General features: G+C 66.5%; 10 protein-coding genes. All 10 read right to left on the bottom strand.

Translation table 11 applies throughout. The features are described 5' to 3' along the window. Positions 1 to 555: 555 nt before the first annotated feature. The 10 genes from WIN67_RS17045 to WIN67_RS17000 all read right to left on the bottom strand — a co-directional run bounded on the left by WIN67_RS17045 (position 556) and on the right by WIN67_RS17000 (position 14,082). Positions 556 to 1,182 carry a glutathione S-transferase gene (locus WIN67_RS17045; RefSeq protein WP_339069459.1) on the bottom strand — a complete coding sequence of 209 codons (627 nt, stop codon included), beginning with the start codon at positions 1,180 to 1,182 and terminating at the stop codon, positions 556 to 558. After that, positions 1,179 to 4,820, bottom strand: coding sequence for an AAA family ATPase (locus WIN67_RS17040; protein WP_339069457.1), 3,642 nt, complete (start codon positions 4,818 to 4,820; stop codon positions 1,179 to 1,181). Before WIN67_RS17040 ends, WIN67_RS17045 begins: the two co-directional genes overlap by 4 nt. Then, the gene (locus tag WIN67_RS17035; protein ID WP_339069455.1) at positions 4,817 to 6,061 is read right to left on the bottom strand and encodes an exonuclease SbcCD subunit D C-terminal domain-containing protein; all 1,245 of its coding nucleotides are present in this window, start codon (positions 6,059 to 6,061) and stop codon (positions 4,817 to 4,819) included. Before WIN67_RS17035 ends, WIN67_RS17040 begins: the two co-directional genes overlap by 4 nt. Positions 6,062 to 6,315: 254 nt before the next feature. Further along, the gene (locus WIN67_RS17030; RefSeq protein ID WP_339069453.1) at positions 6,316 to 7,953 is read right to left on the bottom strand and encodes a BatD family protein; all 1,638 of its coding nucleotides are present in this window, start codon (positions 7,951 to 7,953) and stop codon (positions 6,316 to 6,318) included. Further along, positions 7,950 to 9,692, bottom strand: coding sequence for a VWA domain-containing protein (locus tag WIN67_RS17025; protein WP_213665284.1), 1,743 nt, complete (start codon positions 9,690 to 9,692; stop codon positions 7,950 to 7,952). The genes WIN67_RS17030 and WIN67_RS17025 overlap by 4 nt, the downstream gene beginning before the upstream one ends. After that, a complete protein-coding gene (locus WIN67_RS17020; protein WP_102879098.1) occupies positions 9,689 to 10,765 on the bottom strand; it encodes a vWA domain-containing protein in 1,077 nt (358 codons plus the stop codon). The genes WIN67_RS17025 and WIN67_RS17020 overlap by 4 nt, the downstream gene beginning before the upstream one ends. After that, positions 10,758 to 11,252 carry a DUF4381 domain-containing protein gene (locus WIN67_RS17015; RefSeq protein ID WP_110597237.1) on the bottom strand — a complete coding sequence of 165 codons (495 nt, stop codon included), beginning with the start codon at positions 11,250 to 11,252 and terminating at the stop codon, positions 10,758 to 10,760. The genes WIN67_RS17020 and WIN67_RS17015 overlap by 8 nt, the downstream gene beginning before the upstream one ends. After that, positions 11,249 to 12,190, bottom strand: a complete 942-nt coding sequence (locus WIN67_RS17010) for a DUF58 domain-containing protein (protein WP_102863320.1) — start codon at positions 12,188 to 12,190, stop codon at positions 11,249 to 11,251. The genes WIN67_RS17015 and WIN67_RS17010 overlap by 4 nt, the downstream gene beginning before the upstream one ends. 5 nt (positions 12,191 to 12,195) lie before the next feature. Further along, positions 12,196 to 13,155: an AAA family ATPase gene (locus WIN67_RS17005; protein WP_003218556.1), complete on the bottom strand. Its 960-nt coding sequence runs from the start codon at positions 13,153 to 13,155 to the stop codon at positions 12,196 to 12,198. A 570-nt stretch (positions 13,156 to 13,725) separates the two neighbouring features. Then, entirely contained in the window at positions 13,726 to 14,082 is a 357-nt protein-coding gene (locus tag WIN67_RS17000) for a hypothetical protein (protein WP_102863321.1), read from the bottom strand. Between the last annotated feature and the right edge of the window lie 133 nt (positions 14,083 to 14,215).

Genomic DNA, 14,215 nt, shown 5'->3' with positions numbered 1-14,215 from the left:
GCCGGCTCCTTGTAGCCGCTGCCGAAGGCTGCGAAACCAGGCGACGCGATATGTCAGGAATATCGGGGAGGCAGGTTTAGCGTCTCCTGCGACGGAGTGCCGCCCAGAGCGTTCGCAGCCTTCGGCAGCGGCTACATTAACGCGAACGGCAATGAAACAGGCCGGCCGGCAGGCCGCCGTCAGATTTTGATCTTGCTCTGGCTTTTGATCTTGATCTGTTAGCCCCGTTAACCACGATGGCCGAACGCAGGCATTGATCCGTGGGTAACCCGGCAGGGATGCCGGGTTAGCCGCCACCCGGCCATGGATGGCCGGTGGCGGCGGCCCACGGATCAATGCCGGAGTGAGGGCATGCCGAGCCTAAGCGAGGCACCGAGTGGAGGGGCAGAGCGTTTTGCTTACTTTTGCGCTCTTCAAAAGTGAGCCGCTGTAAGAGCGGAACCGTAAGCCGCCGCACCCGCAGGAACGGATATGTACCCAACCCCGCTGTAAAAGCGAAACCACCAGAGGCCACACCCGCAGCCCCGGATATGTACCCAACCCCACAACAAAAACTCACGCCAAAGTCTTGGCCATGACCCCCACAAACAACTCCGATTCAAGAAACCCCCGCAACCACCCCTGCAACGCACGATAAGGCGTCTGCGCAAACCACTCCCGGTCCACATGAGCAAACTGGCGAACAAACGGCAGCAGGGCCATGTCCGCCAAGCTCGGGTGCGCCGCCAGCAGATAGCGTCGCTCCTGCAGCAGGCGATCCAACTGCGCCAGAAACACCTCGCCCTGGGCCCGGTAATGCTCCATGGGCGCTTCGGGATAACGCTCGGCGTACTTGTAGCGATTGAGGTGCACCTTGAACACCTGATCATTCTCGGCAATCAAGGCCGCCATCTGCGTCTGGGCCTCGGGGGCGCCGATGAGCCGCCAGTTGTCCGGATCATGCTGCTCTAGCGCCCAGTGCATGATCTCCAGGCTCTCATCGATCACCCGCCCCTGCAGATCCAGCACCGGCACCGTGCCCTTGGCCGACAGCGCGAGCATCTCGGGTGGCTTGGCCTTGAGGCTGACCTCGACGATCCGCACCGGCATCCGGGCATAGCGCAGCGCCAGGCGTGCACGCATGGCATAGGGGCAGCGGCGGAACGAGTAGAGGGTCGCCTCTGGCGTGTCCATGCTGCTCATTTCACCTCCAGGGTGCTCAGGCCATTGCCCTGGCGGCTGACCTTGATCTGCACCGGAATCCGTTCGTGCATTTCCTGCACGTGGGAGATCACCGCCACTTTGCGTCCCTGGGCCTGCAGGCCGTCGAGGGCGTCCATGGCCAGTTGCAGGGACTCGGGGTCGAGGCTGCCGAAGCCTTCGTCGATAAACAGCGACTCGATCTTCAGGGTGCTGGACGCCATGGACGCCAGCCCCAGGGCCAGGGCCAGGGACACCAGGAAGGTCTCGCCGCCGGACAGCGAGTGCACCGAGCGCAGTTCGTCGCCCATCTCGGTGTCCAGCACCAGCAGGCCGAGCATGCTGCCGCCGCGCTTGAGGCGGTAGCGCCGCACCAGTTGGCGCAACTGGGCGTTGGCGTGGTGCACCAGCAGGTCGAGGTTGTAGGCCTGGGCGATCTTGCGGAAGGTGTCGCCGGTGGCCGAGCCGATCAGGGCATTCAGGCGGGCCCAGCGCTGCCAATGGTTGTAGGCCTCGTTGATGCGCTGGCTCAGGGCCTGGTTGGCTTCCTGGCGGCGCTGGTCCTCGCTTTGTCGGGCGCGCAGTTCCGCTACGTGCTGCTCGCTGGCGAGGGCTTGTTGCTGCAGCTGTTCAAGGGCCTGGAGCAGTTGTCCGGCTTCCAGGTTGCCGTTGTGCTGGGCCTGGTGCTGTTGCAGGCGCTGCTGACGCTCCTGGAGCAGGACCTTGGCTTGTTCGATGGCCTTGTCGTTGGCCTGCAGGCGCTGGCGCAGTTGCTGGATCTGGTCCTCATCCAGTTCCAGCAACTGTTGCAGGCCGGCGTCATCCAGTTCCGGGTGCTGGGCGCGCCATTGCTCGATGCTGCCGGCCAGTTGCTGCTGTTCGCTGTCCAGGGCTTGCAGACGCTCTTGCCGGGCCTTGAGCTCGGCGCTCAGTTGGATCAGTTGCTGCTGCAGCTCGTGCTGCTCGTGCTGGGCCTTGGCCTGGGCGGTGCGGGCCTGTTCCACGGCTTGATCGAGCTGTTGCTGCCAGAGTTCGGCGCTAGGGTGCGACCCCAGCAGGGCGGCCAGCCGGTCCTGGCAGGCCTGCTGCTGTTGGCTCAGGGCGTCGAGCTGCTGCTGAGCGTCGCTCAGTTGCTGCTGGCGGGTCAGTTGGCGGTCCTGTTCCTTGTCCAGCAGCAGTTGGCGCTGCTGTTGTTCTTCGGTTTCGTCCTGGCGCTCGCGCAGTTGTTCGATGCGCTGCAGGACCTGCTGGTCCAGTTGCATGAAGGTGCTGGCCGGATCACGGCGCAGGCCTTCGAGCACCTCGGCCGGCAGCAGGTTGTTGAAGCTGGCCAGTTCTTCCTCCAGACGCTGCTGGTCGGCGGCCAATTGCTCCTGCTGCTTGTGCAGTTGCTGGGCTGCCTGCTGGCTGGCGTCTTGTGCTTGCTGCAACTGCTGCTGGAGCCGCGTGGCGTCCTTTTGCAAGGTCAGCAAGGCATCCAGGCGGCTCTCATCCTGGGTGATGCTCTGTTGCAACTGTTCCAGTTGCTGGCGTAGCCAGGCATCGCGTCGAGCCGGGTCCTGGTCCAGCAGGCTGGCACTCTGCGGGTGGGCTTGCAGGCTGGGGGCCAGCGCCTGTTGCTGGCTGGCCAGCTGTTCCTGTTGCTGGAGGAATTCCTTCTGCTGGGCGATCAGGCCCTGGACCTGGGCCCGCAGTTCGTTGAGCTGTTCCTTGAGCCTGTCCACCGCCTGACGGGCGTTGGCTTCTTCGCTTTCGTCATGGCGCCCCAGGCTTTGCAGCAGGGCTTCGGGCTGGTGATAGGGGTGCTCGACGCTGCCGCACACCGGGCAGGGCTGATCGTCCTGCAACTGCTCGCGCAGTTCCTCGACACTGGCACTGCGGGCCAGGCGCTGACGCTCCAGCAAGGCCTGGGTGACGCTCAGGGTCTGCTCGGCGACGCTCAGTTCGGCCTTGGCTTGCAGGCCGGCCTGGTTCAGTGCTTCACGCTGGGCGGCCACGGCTTGTTGCTTGTCTTGCAGGGCCCGGCCGCGCAGGTCCAGTTCCTGTTGCTGGGCCCAGAGCCGTGCCAGCTCTTCGGTGGCCCGTTGTTGCTTGCGGTTGTCCTTGAGCAAGCCGTCCAGCAATTGGATCTGCTCGGCCACGGCCTGGGGTTCGGCACCGGCTTCGCTGTAGAGCAATTCAAGGTGGGTACGTTGTTCGGCCAGTTGCTGAGCCGCGCTGCCGGCCCGCTGTTCCAGGGCCGGCAGTTCGCTTTGGCCCTGATTCAGGCGGTTGCCGATCAGCATCAGTTGCTGCAAGCGTTCGCGGTAGAGCGTCCAGGCTTCGCTCAAGGGGGCGAGGGCGGCGCTGTGCGCCAACTGCCCGGCAATCCGCTCCAGGCGCTCACCCACCAGACGCTGCTTCTGCAGCAGTTCGGCAATGCTTTGCTGGCCTTGGGCGCTGACGCTTTGCGCGCGGTCACGGGTTTCGCCGGCGTCGCTCAGGCTCTGGCCAAGACGGCTCAGGTTGCCCTGTTCGGCAAAGGCTTCGCGCAGCAGCGGGACGCTGTCGCTGTGCTGGCCCTGGGCCTGGGTCAGGGCGCTGTCGGCGTCGAGCACTTGCTGTTGCAGCTGTTGGTGACGTTGTTGCAGCTCAACCTGTTGCGCGGCCTGCTGCTCGATCTGTTGGCGCAGGGGCTCCAGCGCTTGGCGCAGCTCGATCTGGCGCAGGAATTGGTGACGCTGCGGCGCCAGTTGCTCCAGCCGTTGCAGGCGCAGGCGCTCCGGAGCCAGGGTCTGAGCCTCCTGCTCGGCCTGTTGCAACTGCTCGGTGGCGTCCTGCTGCGCCTCCTGCCATTGGCGCAATTCCTTGAGCCAGCTGTGCTGGGCTTCCAGTTGCTTGAGCTGGAGTTGCTGGGTCTTGAGCTGTTGCTGGGCGTCGTTGAACTGCTGGTCAAGTTCGGCCCGGGCCTCGGGGTCCAGGGGGACGATGCCGCTGGCCTGGGCCTGGAGCGCCTTGTGGGCCTCGTCGGCTTCTTTGCTCTTGCTGTAGGCCCGGCGCCCCAGCTGGCTGTAGATCGCGGTGTTGGTGAGCTTTTCCAGCAGCTCGCTGCGTTCCTTGTCGTCGGCCTTGAGAAAGGCGCTGAACTCGCTCTGGGCCAGCATCACCGCGCGGGTGAATTGCTCGAAGTTGAGGCCCAGCTTGGATTCGATCAGCTGTTCGTAGTCGCGCTTGCTACTGGCCAGCAATTGATTGCTGTCCAGGTCGGTGAGGCTCTGCCGGCTGGCTTGCAGCTTGCCGTTGGCCTTGTCGCGGGCGCGGTTGGCTTCCCAGCGGGCGCGGTAGCGGCGCCGGTCGATGCCGACAAAGTCCACTTCGGCGAACCCGCTGCCGGTGCCACGGCGCAGTAGGGTGCGTGGGTCGCCGGTGGAGATATCGCTGTCGACCTCGGGAACCTTGTTTTCCTTGGCGATCTTGTTCAGCCGCGGCACCGCGCCGAACAGCGCCAGGCACAGGGCGTCCAGCAGAGTGCTTTTGCCGGCGCCGGTGGGCCCGGTAATGGCGAACAGCCCAGCGCTGGCCAGGGGCTCGGCGGTGAAATCGATTTCGAACGGGCCGGCCAGGGAGGCCAGGTTCTTCAGGCGGATGGCCAGGATCTTCATGGCTGTTCACCTTCTTGCTGAACGTCCTGCAACAGCAGGGCGAAATCCTTGAGGGTGGCGTCGTCCACCTCGTTGGCGTAGGCGTCGCGCCAGGCCCGGCGGAACAGTTCTTCGGGGCTCAGTTGATCCAGTTCGATCAGCTCGGCAGTCTCGTCCTCGCCATCGCGGCCGCCATTGCCGGCGTATTCGGCGGCAATCCGTACCAGACGCACGGCCTTGCCTTGCAGGGTGCTTTCCACTTGCTGGCGCAGGTCCGGTTGCGGTTCGTCCAGGCGCACCCGCACTTCCAGCCAGGGCTGGCGCTGTTCTTCGGCCAAGAGGTCGATGTCCGGCAGCTCGCCGAGCTGGGTCAGGATCTGCCCCAGGGGCGCCGGGCCCAGGCGTTGCAGGTTGACCGCCCGGGGAATCAGCCGCGGTTCGACGCTGACCAGGGTCTGGCCGTCCAGGCGCACATCGAGGATCTGGTGCGGGTAGTCGATTTCGGAAAACGACAGGGGAATCGGCGAGCCGCTGTAGCGGATGCGCTCCTCGCCATTGACCTTCTGCGGCTTGTGCAGGTGCCCCAGGGCCACGTAGCTGATGTCCGCGCCGAACAGGCTGGCGGGCAGGGCCTCGGCATTGCCGATGATCAGGCTGCGCTCGGAGTCTTCGGACACCGAGCCGCCGGCCATGTGCGCGTGGCTCACGGCGATCAGGGCCTGGCCCGGCTTGCGCTTGGCATTGGCCGCGGCGATCAGCCATTCATGGACCTGGGCGATGCCCTTGAGGTAGTCGTCTCCCAGCTGCGGGCCGGTGACTTCCGCCGGACGCAGGAAGGGCAGGGCCAGGCACCAGCCGACAATCGCGCCGCTGGCGTCGGGCAGGGGCAGCAGCAGGCGCTCGGCGTCCAGCTGGCCGTCGTCCAGCCACAGCACCCGGCCCAGGGCGTGGGTGCGCAGGCGGCGCATCAAGGGGGCGGGCAGTTCGATACGCGAACCGGAATCGTGGTTGCCGGCGATCATCACGATGGTCAGGGCCGGCTGCTGCTCGTGGGCGCTGACGATGAAGTCGTAGAGGCGTTCCTGGGCTTTGACCGGCGGGTTGACGGTATCGAAGATATCGCCGGCGATCAGCAGCACGTCCGGTTGCTCGTGCTTGAGCTGGCGCAACAGCCACTCCAGAAAGCAGGCATGTTCGAAGTCGCGCTCCTGGCCGTGGAGGTTCTGGCCCAGGTGCCAGTCGGAGGTGTGAAACAGACGCAAGGCAAACTCCGCATGAAAAAGGCTGGCCGCACAGAAGATGACCGCGGCGAAAGGGTCGAGAGTTTACTGGCAAACGCGTGTTTATGCCCGACGCTGCGGCAAATGCAGGCGCGATTGGCCCAGCGGCTTGGCTCCAGGGAGGTGGCTGTAGGAGCTGGCTTGCCAGCGAAAGGGCCCGCCCAGGCGCGGCATGACTTACGGGCCTCTTCGCCGGCAAGCCGGCTCCTAGGCGGCAGGGGGCTGCACGGCTGCTGTTACTTGGGGTACAGCGGCGGCAGGCTGGTGGTGTCCGCCACCGGGTCCTGCACTCGCTCGTTGATGGGGATGGCGCGGATCGCTCGCCAGAGTTCCTCACCTTGCCAATATTGGCCGGTCTCGCTGTAGAGGGCGCCGTTGAGGCCGTCCAGGGCATCGGACAGGGGGATGAAACGCGCGGCCATGTCGGCCAGGGTTTCCGGTTGCTGGCGCGCCCAGGCATCCAGGGCCTGGCGGGTGGTCTGTGGGTCGTTGGCCTGGCAGGCGCGCTTGAGGTCGTCCAGCAGCGAACGTGGGCTGGGGCCGGTCTGGGCCGCCCGCAGCACCGCCGGTTGCGATCGCGCGCGCCACCACAGGCCAAAGCCCAGCAGGGTGGTGCAGGCCAGCAGCAGGGTGCTCAGCTGCCACAGCCACAGGTCGCTGTTATCGACACTGGCCTGGGGCGTGCCGGCTGGGGTGTCCACCACCAGGCTGGGGTTGTTCGCCACTTGCAGGGTTCGCGCCGGCAGGCTGGTCTGTTCCAAGCGGTCTTCCAGGGTGTTCCACCAAGTGATCTCCAGGGCCGGCAGTTCGAGGTCGCCGGTGCGGGTCGGCACCAGGGCCTGGCGCTCTTCGCGAATCCCCAGCAGGCCGTGCTCGATGTGCTGGTTGCTCAGTTGCGGCTGATCCGGGTAGCTGCGCAGGCCATTGATCTCGGCCTGGGGCAGCGGTGGCAGTTGGGCGCTGGACAAGCCCTCGGCGCTCAGGGTCAGGCTGCGAGTCAGGGAGTCGCCGACCTGCGGGTGATCGGGCTCCGGGCTCCAGCTTTCACTCAGGCTCAGGCTGCGGGCGGGCAGCCAGGGGGCATCGGCGGGGTAGGCGGCAGGTTTGGCCAGCACTTGCAGGCTCAGTTCGGCGGAGCTGACGTGGATCAGCTTGCCGGGCTTGGGTGCCTGGGACGTGGGCTCTTCTGTGCCTGTGCCCGGGTTGGCCGGGGTGGCGGTGAAGGTCAGCGCCGGGATCAGCAGTTCGCCGCTGCGCTGGGGATAGACGGCGTAACGCATCTCGATCACGCCATGGCGCACGCCATTGATGAGTTTTTCGTAGGTGCGCGGCTCTCCCAGTTGCTCGATCCGGGCATCGCTCAGTTGCAACGGGCTCAGGCTGCTGTCGTCGAACAGCGGCACCGAATGGTAGATGTGCAGGGTCAGCAGGGCCTGGGCCTGGACATAGACCTTGGGCTGATCGAGTTCGGCGTGGATGAACACCGGTTCCAGGCGGCTGTCCTGATCCTGCACCGGGCTGGCGTTGACTTGCAGGGTCAGGGCCTGGCTCTGCAGGTTGCCCAGTTGCAGCGGGGCGATCTCCAGGGTGCCGGTGTGGCGCGGCAGCAAGGTGACGATCCAGCGGGTGCTGGCGTGGCTGTCGCCAAGGCTGTTGAGCTGGTTGACCTGGCGCGTACCGCGCACTTCGAACTGGCTGTCCAGGGACGTCAGGTCGGGCTTGCCGAACTGGGTGACGTCGGTGGACTCCAGGGTCAGCTCGACAGTCTCGCCGGAGTTCACCTGGTTGCGGTCCAGGCTGGCGAGCAGCCCGGCAGCCTGGGACGCCGAGGTCCAGAGCGCGAGGGCGAGCAGAAGGGCGGTGCAGCGGGTCATCGAAGTTTTCCCTGATCCTGATGTTGTTGCTGTTCGTACCAGAATTTACGCCTCAGCAGTTCCCCCGGGTCGTCCGGGATCTTGCGCAGCCATTGCTCCAGTGCCTGCTGGTGTTCGGCGTCCAGGCTGTCCTGGGCCGGACGCAGGGGCGTGGTGGTGTGCTGGTCGTCCAGCTCACTGCCGGGCACTTCACTGTAGCCGTTGCGCTGCGGGTCGGGCGCTGTGGCCTGGCCCTCGTTGGCCGCAGGCTGTCCGGGGTTGTCCGGCGGGGCGCTGGCGGTGCTCGGCGGGGTGGCCGTCGCGCTGGGTCCGGGGGTGTTGCTGTCGTCGCTGTCGGGGTTTTCCGGCTGCTGCGGCGGTGTTGGCGGGGTGGCTTGCTGCTGTTGCAACAGGCTTTCCACCAGGGCCTTGTTGTGTAGCGCCGGCTGCAGCTCGGGCTGGCGTTCCAGGGCCTGTTCGTAGGCGTCGATGGCGGCTTCCAGCTCACCACTGCGCGCCAGGGCATTGCCGCGATTGTAGTGGGCGCGGGCGTCGTTGCCTTCGGCAAAACGCTCGGCGGCGGCATTGTAGTTGCCGGCCTCGTACAAGGCCACGCCTTGCCATTGCGGGTCCTGGAAGTGTCGTGCAGCCTCGGCCGGGCGCTGCTGTTGCAGCAGGCGCTGGCCTTGCTGGTCGGGGCGCAGCCACAGGTCGTTGAAGTCGAAGGCGTAGCTGGGTTGCGGCGCGGCCAGTAGCAGCAGCGGCAGGCAGAACAGCCAGCCCCGGCGTCCGGCGCAGGCCGCCAGCAGCAACAGGGGCAGCAGCAGCCAATAGCCCTGGTCGGCCCAGGTGTCCAGGCGCAGGGTCTGGCCGTCGCTGCGCACGCCTTGCGGCCCGCCCGTCAGACCCAGGCCCTTGAGGTCGCTGTCGTCCAGGCGCGCCTGACGGTAACGGCCGCCCACCTCGCCAATGAACTGCTTGAGGTCCGGGCTGTCCAGGCGCGATACCAGGATCGCCCCCAGGTCGTCCTTGAGGTAGCTGCCGTCTTCCAGGGTCACCGGGGCACCGTCGCGGCTGCCGAGGCCGAGCATCAGCAATTGCGGTGTTTCACCGTCAAGCGCCTGGCGGATGCCCTGGCGTTCCTGTTCGCTGAGGGAGGAGGCCATCAGCAACACCCGGCCCTGGCCCAGGGCGCCCTGGTCCAGCAGCTTGAGGGCCTTGAGCAGGGCCAGGTCGGCGCGCTGCCCGGCCTGGGGCATGATCGATGGCTTGAGGGCGTCCAGCAGGTTGCGGCTGGTGGCCAGATCATCGGACAGCGGCACCAGGGTGTGGGCGCTGCCGGCGTAGACCACGATCGCGGTCTGGGCGTCGCTGCGCAATTGCAGCAGGTCCAGCAGTTTGTGCCGGGCCTGTTCCAGGCGATTGGGCGGCACATCGTTGGCGAGCATTTGCGGGGTCAGCTCCAGCAGCACCACCAGCGGGTCGGCGGGTTTCTGGCTGGTCTGTTCCACCCGCTGCCAGCTCGGGCCGAGCAGGGCCAGTACCGCCAGCAGCCAGGCCAGGCCCAGGGCCACCCAGGGCAGTTTGCTCTCGCGGCCGTTGCCGCCGCTGAGCAGGGCAGCGTGAAAGGCCGGTGGCAGGATCATCTGCCAGCGTCCGGCGCGCTTCTGCCGGTGCCAGAGCTTCCACAGCAGCAGCGCCAGCAGTGGCAGCACCAGCAACCATCCGGGCCGGAACCAGTGAGGCCAGAGACTGATCATCGACGCCTCCGCAAGCGCAGGCGCTTGAGCCGCTGGCGCCAGTCATGGGCAGGCAGCAGGAAGTTCGACTCGGTGAAGAAGCGCTGCAGCGGGTTGTGCGGCCAGCGCTCGCGCAGCACCAGCAGCACGCTGAGCAGCAGCGCCGTGGCCAGCGGCCAGTGGTACAGGGCCTGGGCCGGGCGGGCCTGGGTCGGTTGCTGGGCCACCGGCTCCAGTTGGTCGAGGGTGTCCTTGATGGCTTGCAGCTCCTGACCGTCACGGGCACGGAAGTAGCGCCCGCCGGTGACTTCGGCCAGTTCCTTGAGGGCCGGCTCGTCCAGGTCCAGGCTCGGGTTGAGCCCCAGCAGGCCGAGGGTCGCGCCCTGGTCCGGGTCGGCCCCGATGCCGATGGGGTAGATTTTCACCCCTTCCTCGGCGGCCAGGCGTGCAGCGGTAATGGGCGGGATTTCGCCGCCGTTATTGGCGCCGTCGGTGACCAGGATCAGCACCCGGCTCTGCGCCGGGCGCTGGCGCAGGCGTTTGAGGGCCAGGCCGATGGCGTCGCCAATGGCGGTGTTCTTGCCGGCGATGCCGATCTTCGCTTCATCCAGCCAGATCCGCACCGTGCGCCGGTCGAAGGTCAGGGGCGCTTGCAGGTAGGCCTTGCTGCCGAACAGGATCAGGCCGACCCGGTCGCCTTCGCGGTGTTCGAGAAAGTCTCCCAGCAGGTGCTTGACCAGGCTCAGGCGGCTGACGTCTTCGTCCTGCCATTGCATGTCGGGAAAGTCCATGGAACCGGAGACGTCCACCGCCACCAGCAGGTCGCGGCCGCTGGCGGCCACCGGCAGCGGTTCCCCCAGCCATTGCGGGCGTGCCGCGGCCAACAGCAACAGGACCCAGAGCAGGATGAAGCGGGCCTGCTGGCGCCAGGCCGGCAGGTGGGCCCGGGCCCGGCGCTTGGACAGGCCCTCCAGGTCACTGAGGAAGCTCACCTTCAGCGCCGGCTCGCCGCTGTCGGCCACCGGCAGCACCAGGCGCAGCAGCCAGGGCAGCGGCAGCAGGGCGAAGATCCACGGCCAGGCGAACTCAAACATGCTTGCGAATCCAGGTGTCCACCGCCTGGGTCAGGCCGGCGATGGCTTTGTCGTCGAGCTTGCACTCGGGTTTGTAGGCGCCTTCCACCAGCACCATCCAGCGGGTCAGGCCGGCGGCCGGGCAGCGGTTGTCGAGAAACGCCAGCCACTTGCGGCCATTGAGGGTGTGGCTCTGGCTGTAGGGATAGTGGTTGCGGCACAGGCGCTTGAGCAGGGCGTTGAGGGCCTGCAGCCAGGCGCCGGCGGGGGCGCCGTCATAAGGCTTGGGCAACAGCGCCAGTTCCGCCAGGGCGGCCAGGCGCACCGGGTCCAGGGGCTGTTCGCTGCGCGCGCGCGCGGCTTTGCGTGGCCACAGATGACGCCAACGCCAGGCCGCGAAGCCGAGCACCGGCAGTAGCAGCGCCAGCAGCCACCAGCCTGGTGCTGGCGGCCACAGGCCGATATCGGGCGGCAGCAGCAGCGGTTGCAGTTGTTCCAGGCTGCTCATCGGCCGGCTCCCGGACGCTGCGGATTGAGGTACTCGCGCAACTGCTCGACCATTTCGCTCTGGGTGCTCAGGGGCATCAGCAGCACCCGCAGTTTTTGCGCCAGGCGTTCCCAGCGGGCGATCCGCGCTTCGCTCTGGGCCCGGTAGGCCTGGCGCAGTTCGTAGTTCAGGGTGTCCAGTTCCAACTGCGCGCCGCGCTCGGCAAAGCGCAACAGGCCGGCGGCGGGCAGGGCATGGTCCAGGGGATCGGACAGCGGCATCAGCAGCAGGTCGCAGTGCCGTGACAGCAGGCTCAGTTGCTGCTCGGCGGCGTCGCTCAGGGCGCGCTCGTCGCAGATCACGATCACCAGGCTGCCCGGGCGCAGCACTTCACGGCCGCGCAGCAGCGCGGTGCCCAGGGCATCACGCTGGGGCTGGGCTTCGCTATGCAGCGACTGGTTGACCCGCACTAGGCGGTTGAGCAGTTGCAACAGGCTCTGCTTGCTGCGTCGCGGTTTGATCTCGTAGTGCTCGTCGTCGCCGTAGACCAGGCCGCCGACCCGGTCGTTATGACCCAGGGCGGCCCAGCCGATCAGGCTCGCGGCCTGGGCGGCGAGCACCGACTTGAACATCAGCCCGGAACCGAAGAACAGCTGGCGGCTCTGCTCGACCATGATGAAGATCGGCCGCTCGCGCTCCTCGTGGAACAGCTTGGTGTGGGGTTCCTGGGTACGGGCGGTGACCCGCCAGTCGATGGTGCGCACGTCGTCGCCGGCCTGATAGACCCGCACCTGATCGAAGTCCACACCGCGTCCGCGCAGCTTGGAGTGATGCAAGCCGATCAGCGGGCTGCGCTGGCTGGGGGTGGAGAACAGCTGCACCTCGCGCACGCGATGGCGCATCTCGATCAGCTCGCCGAGGGTGATGCGAATGCCGGGTTCGGCGATGGCTTGAGTCATGGAGATCAGGCGACGGCAACGACGTCGAGGATGCGCTGTACCACACGGTCCTGGTCGATGCCTGCCGCTTCAGCCTCGAAGGACAGAATGATGCGGTGGCGCAGCACGTCGAACAGCACCGCCTGGATGTCTTCCGGGCTGACGAAATCGCGGCCGGCGAGCCAGGCGTGGGCCCGGGCGCAGCGGTCCAGGGCAATGGAGCCGCGGGGGCTGGCGCCGTAGGCGATCCACTCGGCCATTTCCGGGTCGAACTTGGCCGGGGTGCGGGTGGCCATCACCAGTTGCACCAGGTATTCCTCCACCGCGTCGGCCATGTACAGGCCGAGGATTTCCTTGCGCGCGGCGAAGATCGCCTGCTGGCTGACCCGACGCTCGGGCTTGGTTTCGCCATTCAAGGCTTCGCCGCGGGCCTGCTGGAGAATGCGGCGCTCCACGGCGGCGTCCGGGAAGCCGATCTTGACGTGCATCAGGAAGCGGTCGAGCTGGGCTTCGGGCAGGGGATAGGTGCCTTCCTGCTCGATGGGGTTCTGGGTCGCCATCACCAGGAACAGGGGCGACAGTTCATAGGTGCTACGCCCGACACTGACCTGACGCTCGGCCATGGCCTCCAGCAGCGCCGATTGGACCTTGGCCGGGGCGCGGTTGATTTCGTCCGCCAGCACCAGGTTGTGGAAGATCGGGCCTTGCTGGAACACGAAGCTGCCGGTTTCCGGGCGATAGATCTCGGTGCCGGTGATGTCGGCGGGCAGCAGGTCGGGGGTGAACTGAATCCGATGGAATTGCGCTTCAATGCCTTCGGCCAACTCTTTGATGGCCTTGGTCTTGGCCAGTCCTGGAGCGCCTTCGACCAGCATGTGGCCGTCGGCGAGCAGGGCGATGAGCAAGCGCTCGATGAGTTTTTCCTGGCCGAGAATCTGCGTTGAAAGAAAGGTTCGCAGCGCCAATAGCGCTTCACGATGTTCCATCGGTGACTGTTCCTGGAGAGGGTGCGCCCCGGGCGTTGAACTAACGTCGGGGCTGGGGGCGATACTTTAATCCATAGCGGGGGTCGGCGACTAACGGGGAAAACCTGATTTAGCCAATTAGTCGAAAAAAAACACCGCCACCCACCGATTCCCGCGGGCGGTTCCTGTAGCCGCTGCCGCAGGCTGCGCACGGCTCCGCAGGAGACGCGGGGATCTGGAGGGCCGCCGAGGTTTGGCGGGAGATCGCCAGGCAAGGTCCTGCGGACCTTTTCGCAGCCTCGCCATAGGCTCGGCAGCGGCTACAGGCGTTGCCAGGATGTGGGGCTGTTGTAGCCGCTGCCGCAGGCTGCGAACGGCTCCGCAGGAGACGCGGGGATCTGGAGGGCCGCCGAGGTTTGGCGGGAGGCCGTCAGGCAAGGTCCTGCGGACCTTTTCGCAGCCTCGCCACAGGCTCGGCAGCGGCTACAGGCGTTGCCAGGATCGTGCGGCTGTTGTAGCCGCTGCTGCAGGCTGCGAACGGCTCCGCAGGAGACGCGGGGATCTTGAGGGCGCCGCAGGTTCGACGGCGGCTCAGGGCAGTTGGCTGATGTAGGTGCCGGTGCCCTTGAGGATGTTCTGCAGGGTCAGTTCCACTTCGGCCAGGTCCGAGGCGGCGGTGCTGTGGCGGATTTCCAGGTGGTCGGAACCGTTCAGGGCGTCGGCGTCGGCCGCGGCGATTTCGATCAGCAGGGTGGTCGGGCTCAGGGTGACCTTGACGCCATCGAGGGTCGAGGGCTCGCCGTCGAGGGTGATCTCCAATTCGTCCTCGTCCGGGTAGCGGCTCATCAGGAACATCTCGCCCTGGCTGCTGTGGCAGCAGAGCATGGCCATGTTGTCTTCTTCGTCGTCGCAAGGGTTGGCGATCAGGTGGGCAGTGGTCATGAGCATGGGGGCATTCCTGGGGCGGGGGCCGGCAGCGGCCGGACAGGGCAAAAAGAAACAATTCTGCCAGCCCGAGGGAATTTCTGCTGGCTTGTCTGTCAGAGAACAGGTCGTGAACAGTCATCACCTGCAGCGTCAC

The sequence above is a fragment of the Pseudomonas idahonensis genome, assembly GCF_037903935.1.
Lineage (GTDB): Bacteria > Pseudomonadota > Gammaproteobacteria > Pseudomonadales > Pseudomonadaceae > Aquipseudomonas > Aquipseudomonas danubii.
Note: the sequence above shows the minus strand (reverse complement) of the source record. Positions and strands in the feature narration are given on the sequence as shown.

Excerpts from the sequence above, each read along its gene's own strand:
- WIN67_RS17000 (WP_102863321.1), bottom strand. The coding sequence starts at position 14,082 with ATGCTCATGACCACTGCCCACCTGATCGCCAACCCTTGCGACGACGAA.
- WIN67_RS17005 (WP_003218556.1), bottom strand. The coding sequence starts at position 13,155 with ATGGAACATCGTGAAGCGCTATTGGCGCTGCGAACCTTTCTTTCAACG.
- WIN67_RS17025 (WP_213665284.1), bottom strand. The coding sequence starts at position 9,692 with ATGATCAGTCTCTGGCCTCACTGGTTCCGGCCCGGATGGTTGCTGGTG.
- WIN67_RS17030 (WP_339069453.1), bottom strand. The coding sequence starts at position 7,953 with ATGACCCGCTGCACCGCCCTTCTGCTCGCCCTCGCGCTCTGGACCTCG.
- WIN67_RS17045 (WP_339069459.1), bottom strand. The coding sequence starts at position 1,182 with ATGAGCAGCATGGACACGCCAGAGGCGACCCTCTACTCGTTCCGCCGC.
- WIN67_RS17015 (WP_110597237.1), bottom strand. The coding sequence starts at position 11,252 with ATGAGCAGCCTGGAACAACTGCAACCGCTGCTGCTGCCGCCCGATATC.
- WIN67_RS17010 (WP_102863320.1), bottom strand. The coding sequence starts at position 12,190 with ATGACTCAAGCCATCGCCGAACCCGGCATTCGCATCACCCTCGGCGAG.
- WIN67_RS17040 (WP_339069457.1), bottom strand. The coding sequence starts at position 4,820 with ATGAAGATCCTGGCCATCCGCCTGAAGAACCTGGCCTCCCTGGCCGGC.
- WIN67_RS17020 (WP_102879098.1), bottom strand. The coding sequence starts at position 10,765 with ATGTTTGAGTTCGCCTGGCCGTGGATCTTCGCCCTGCTGCCGCTGCCC.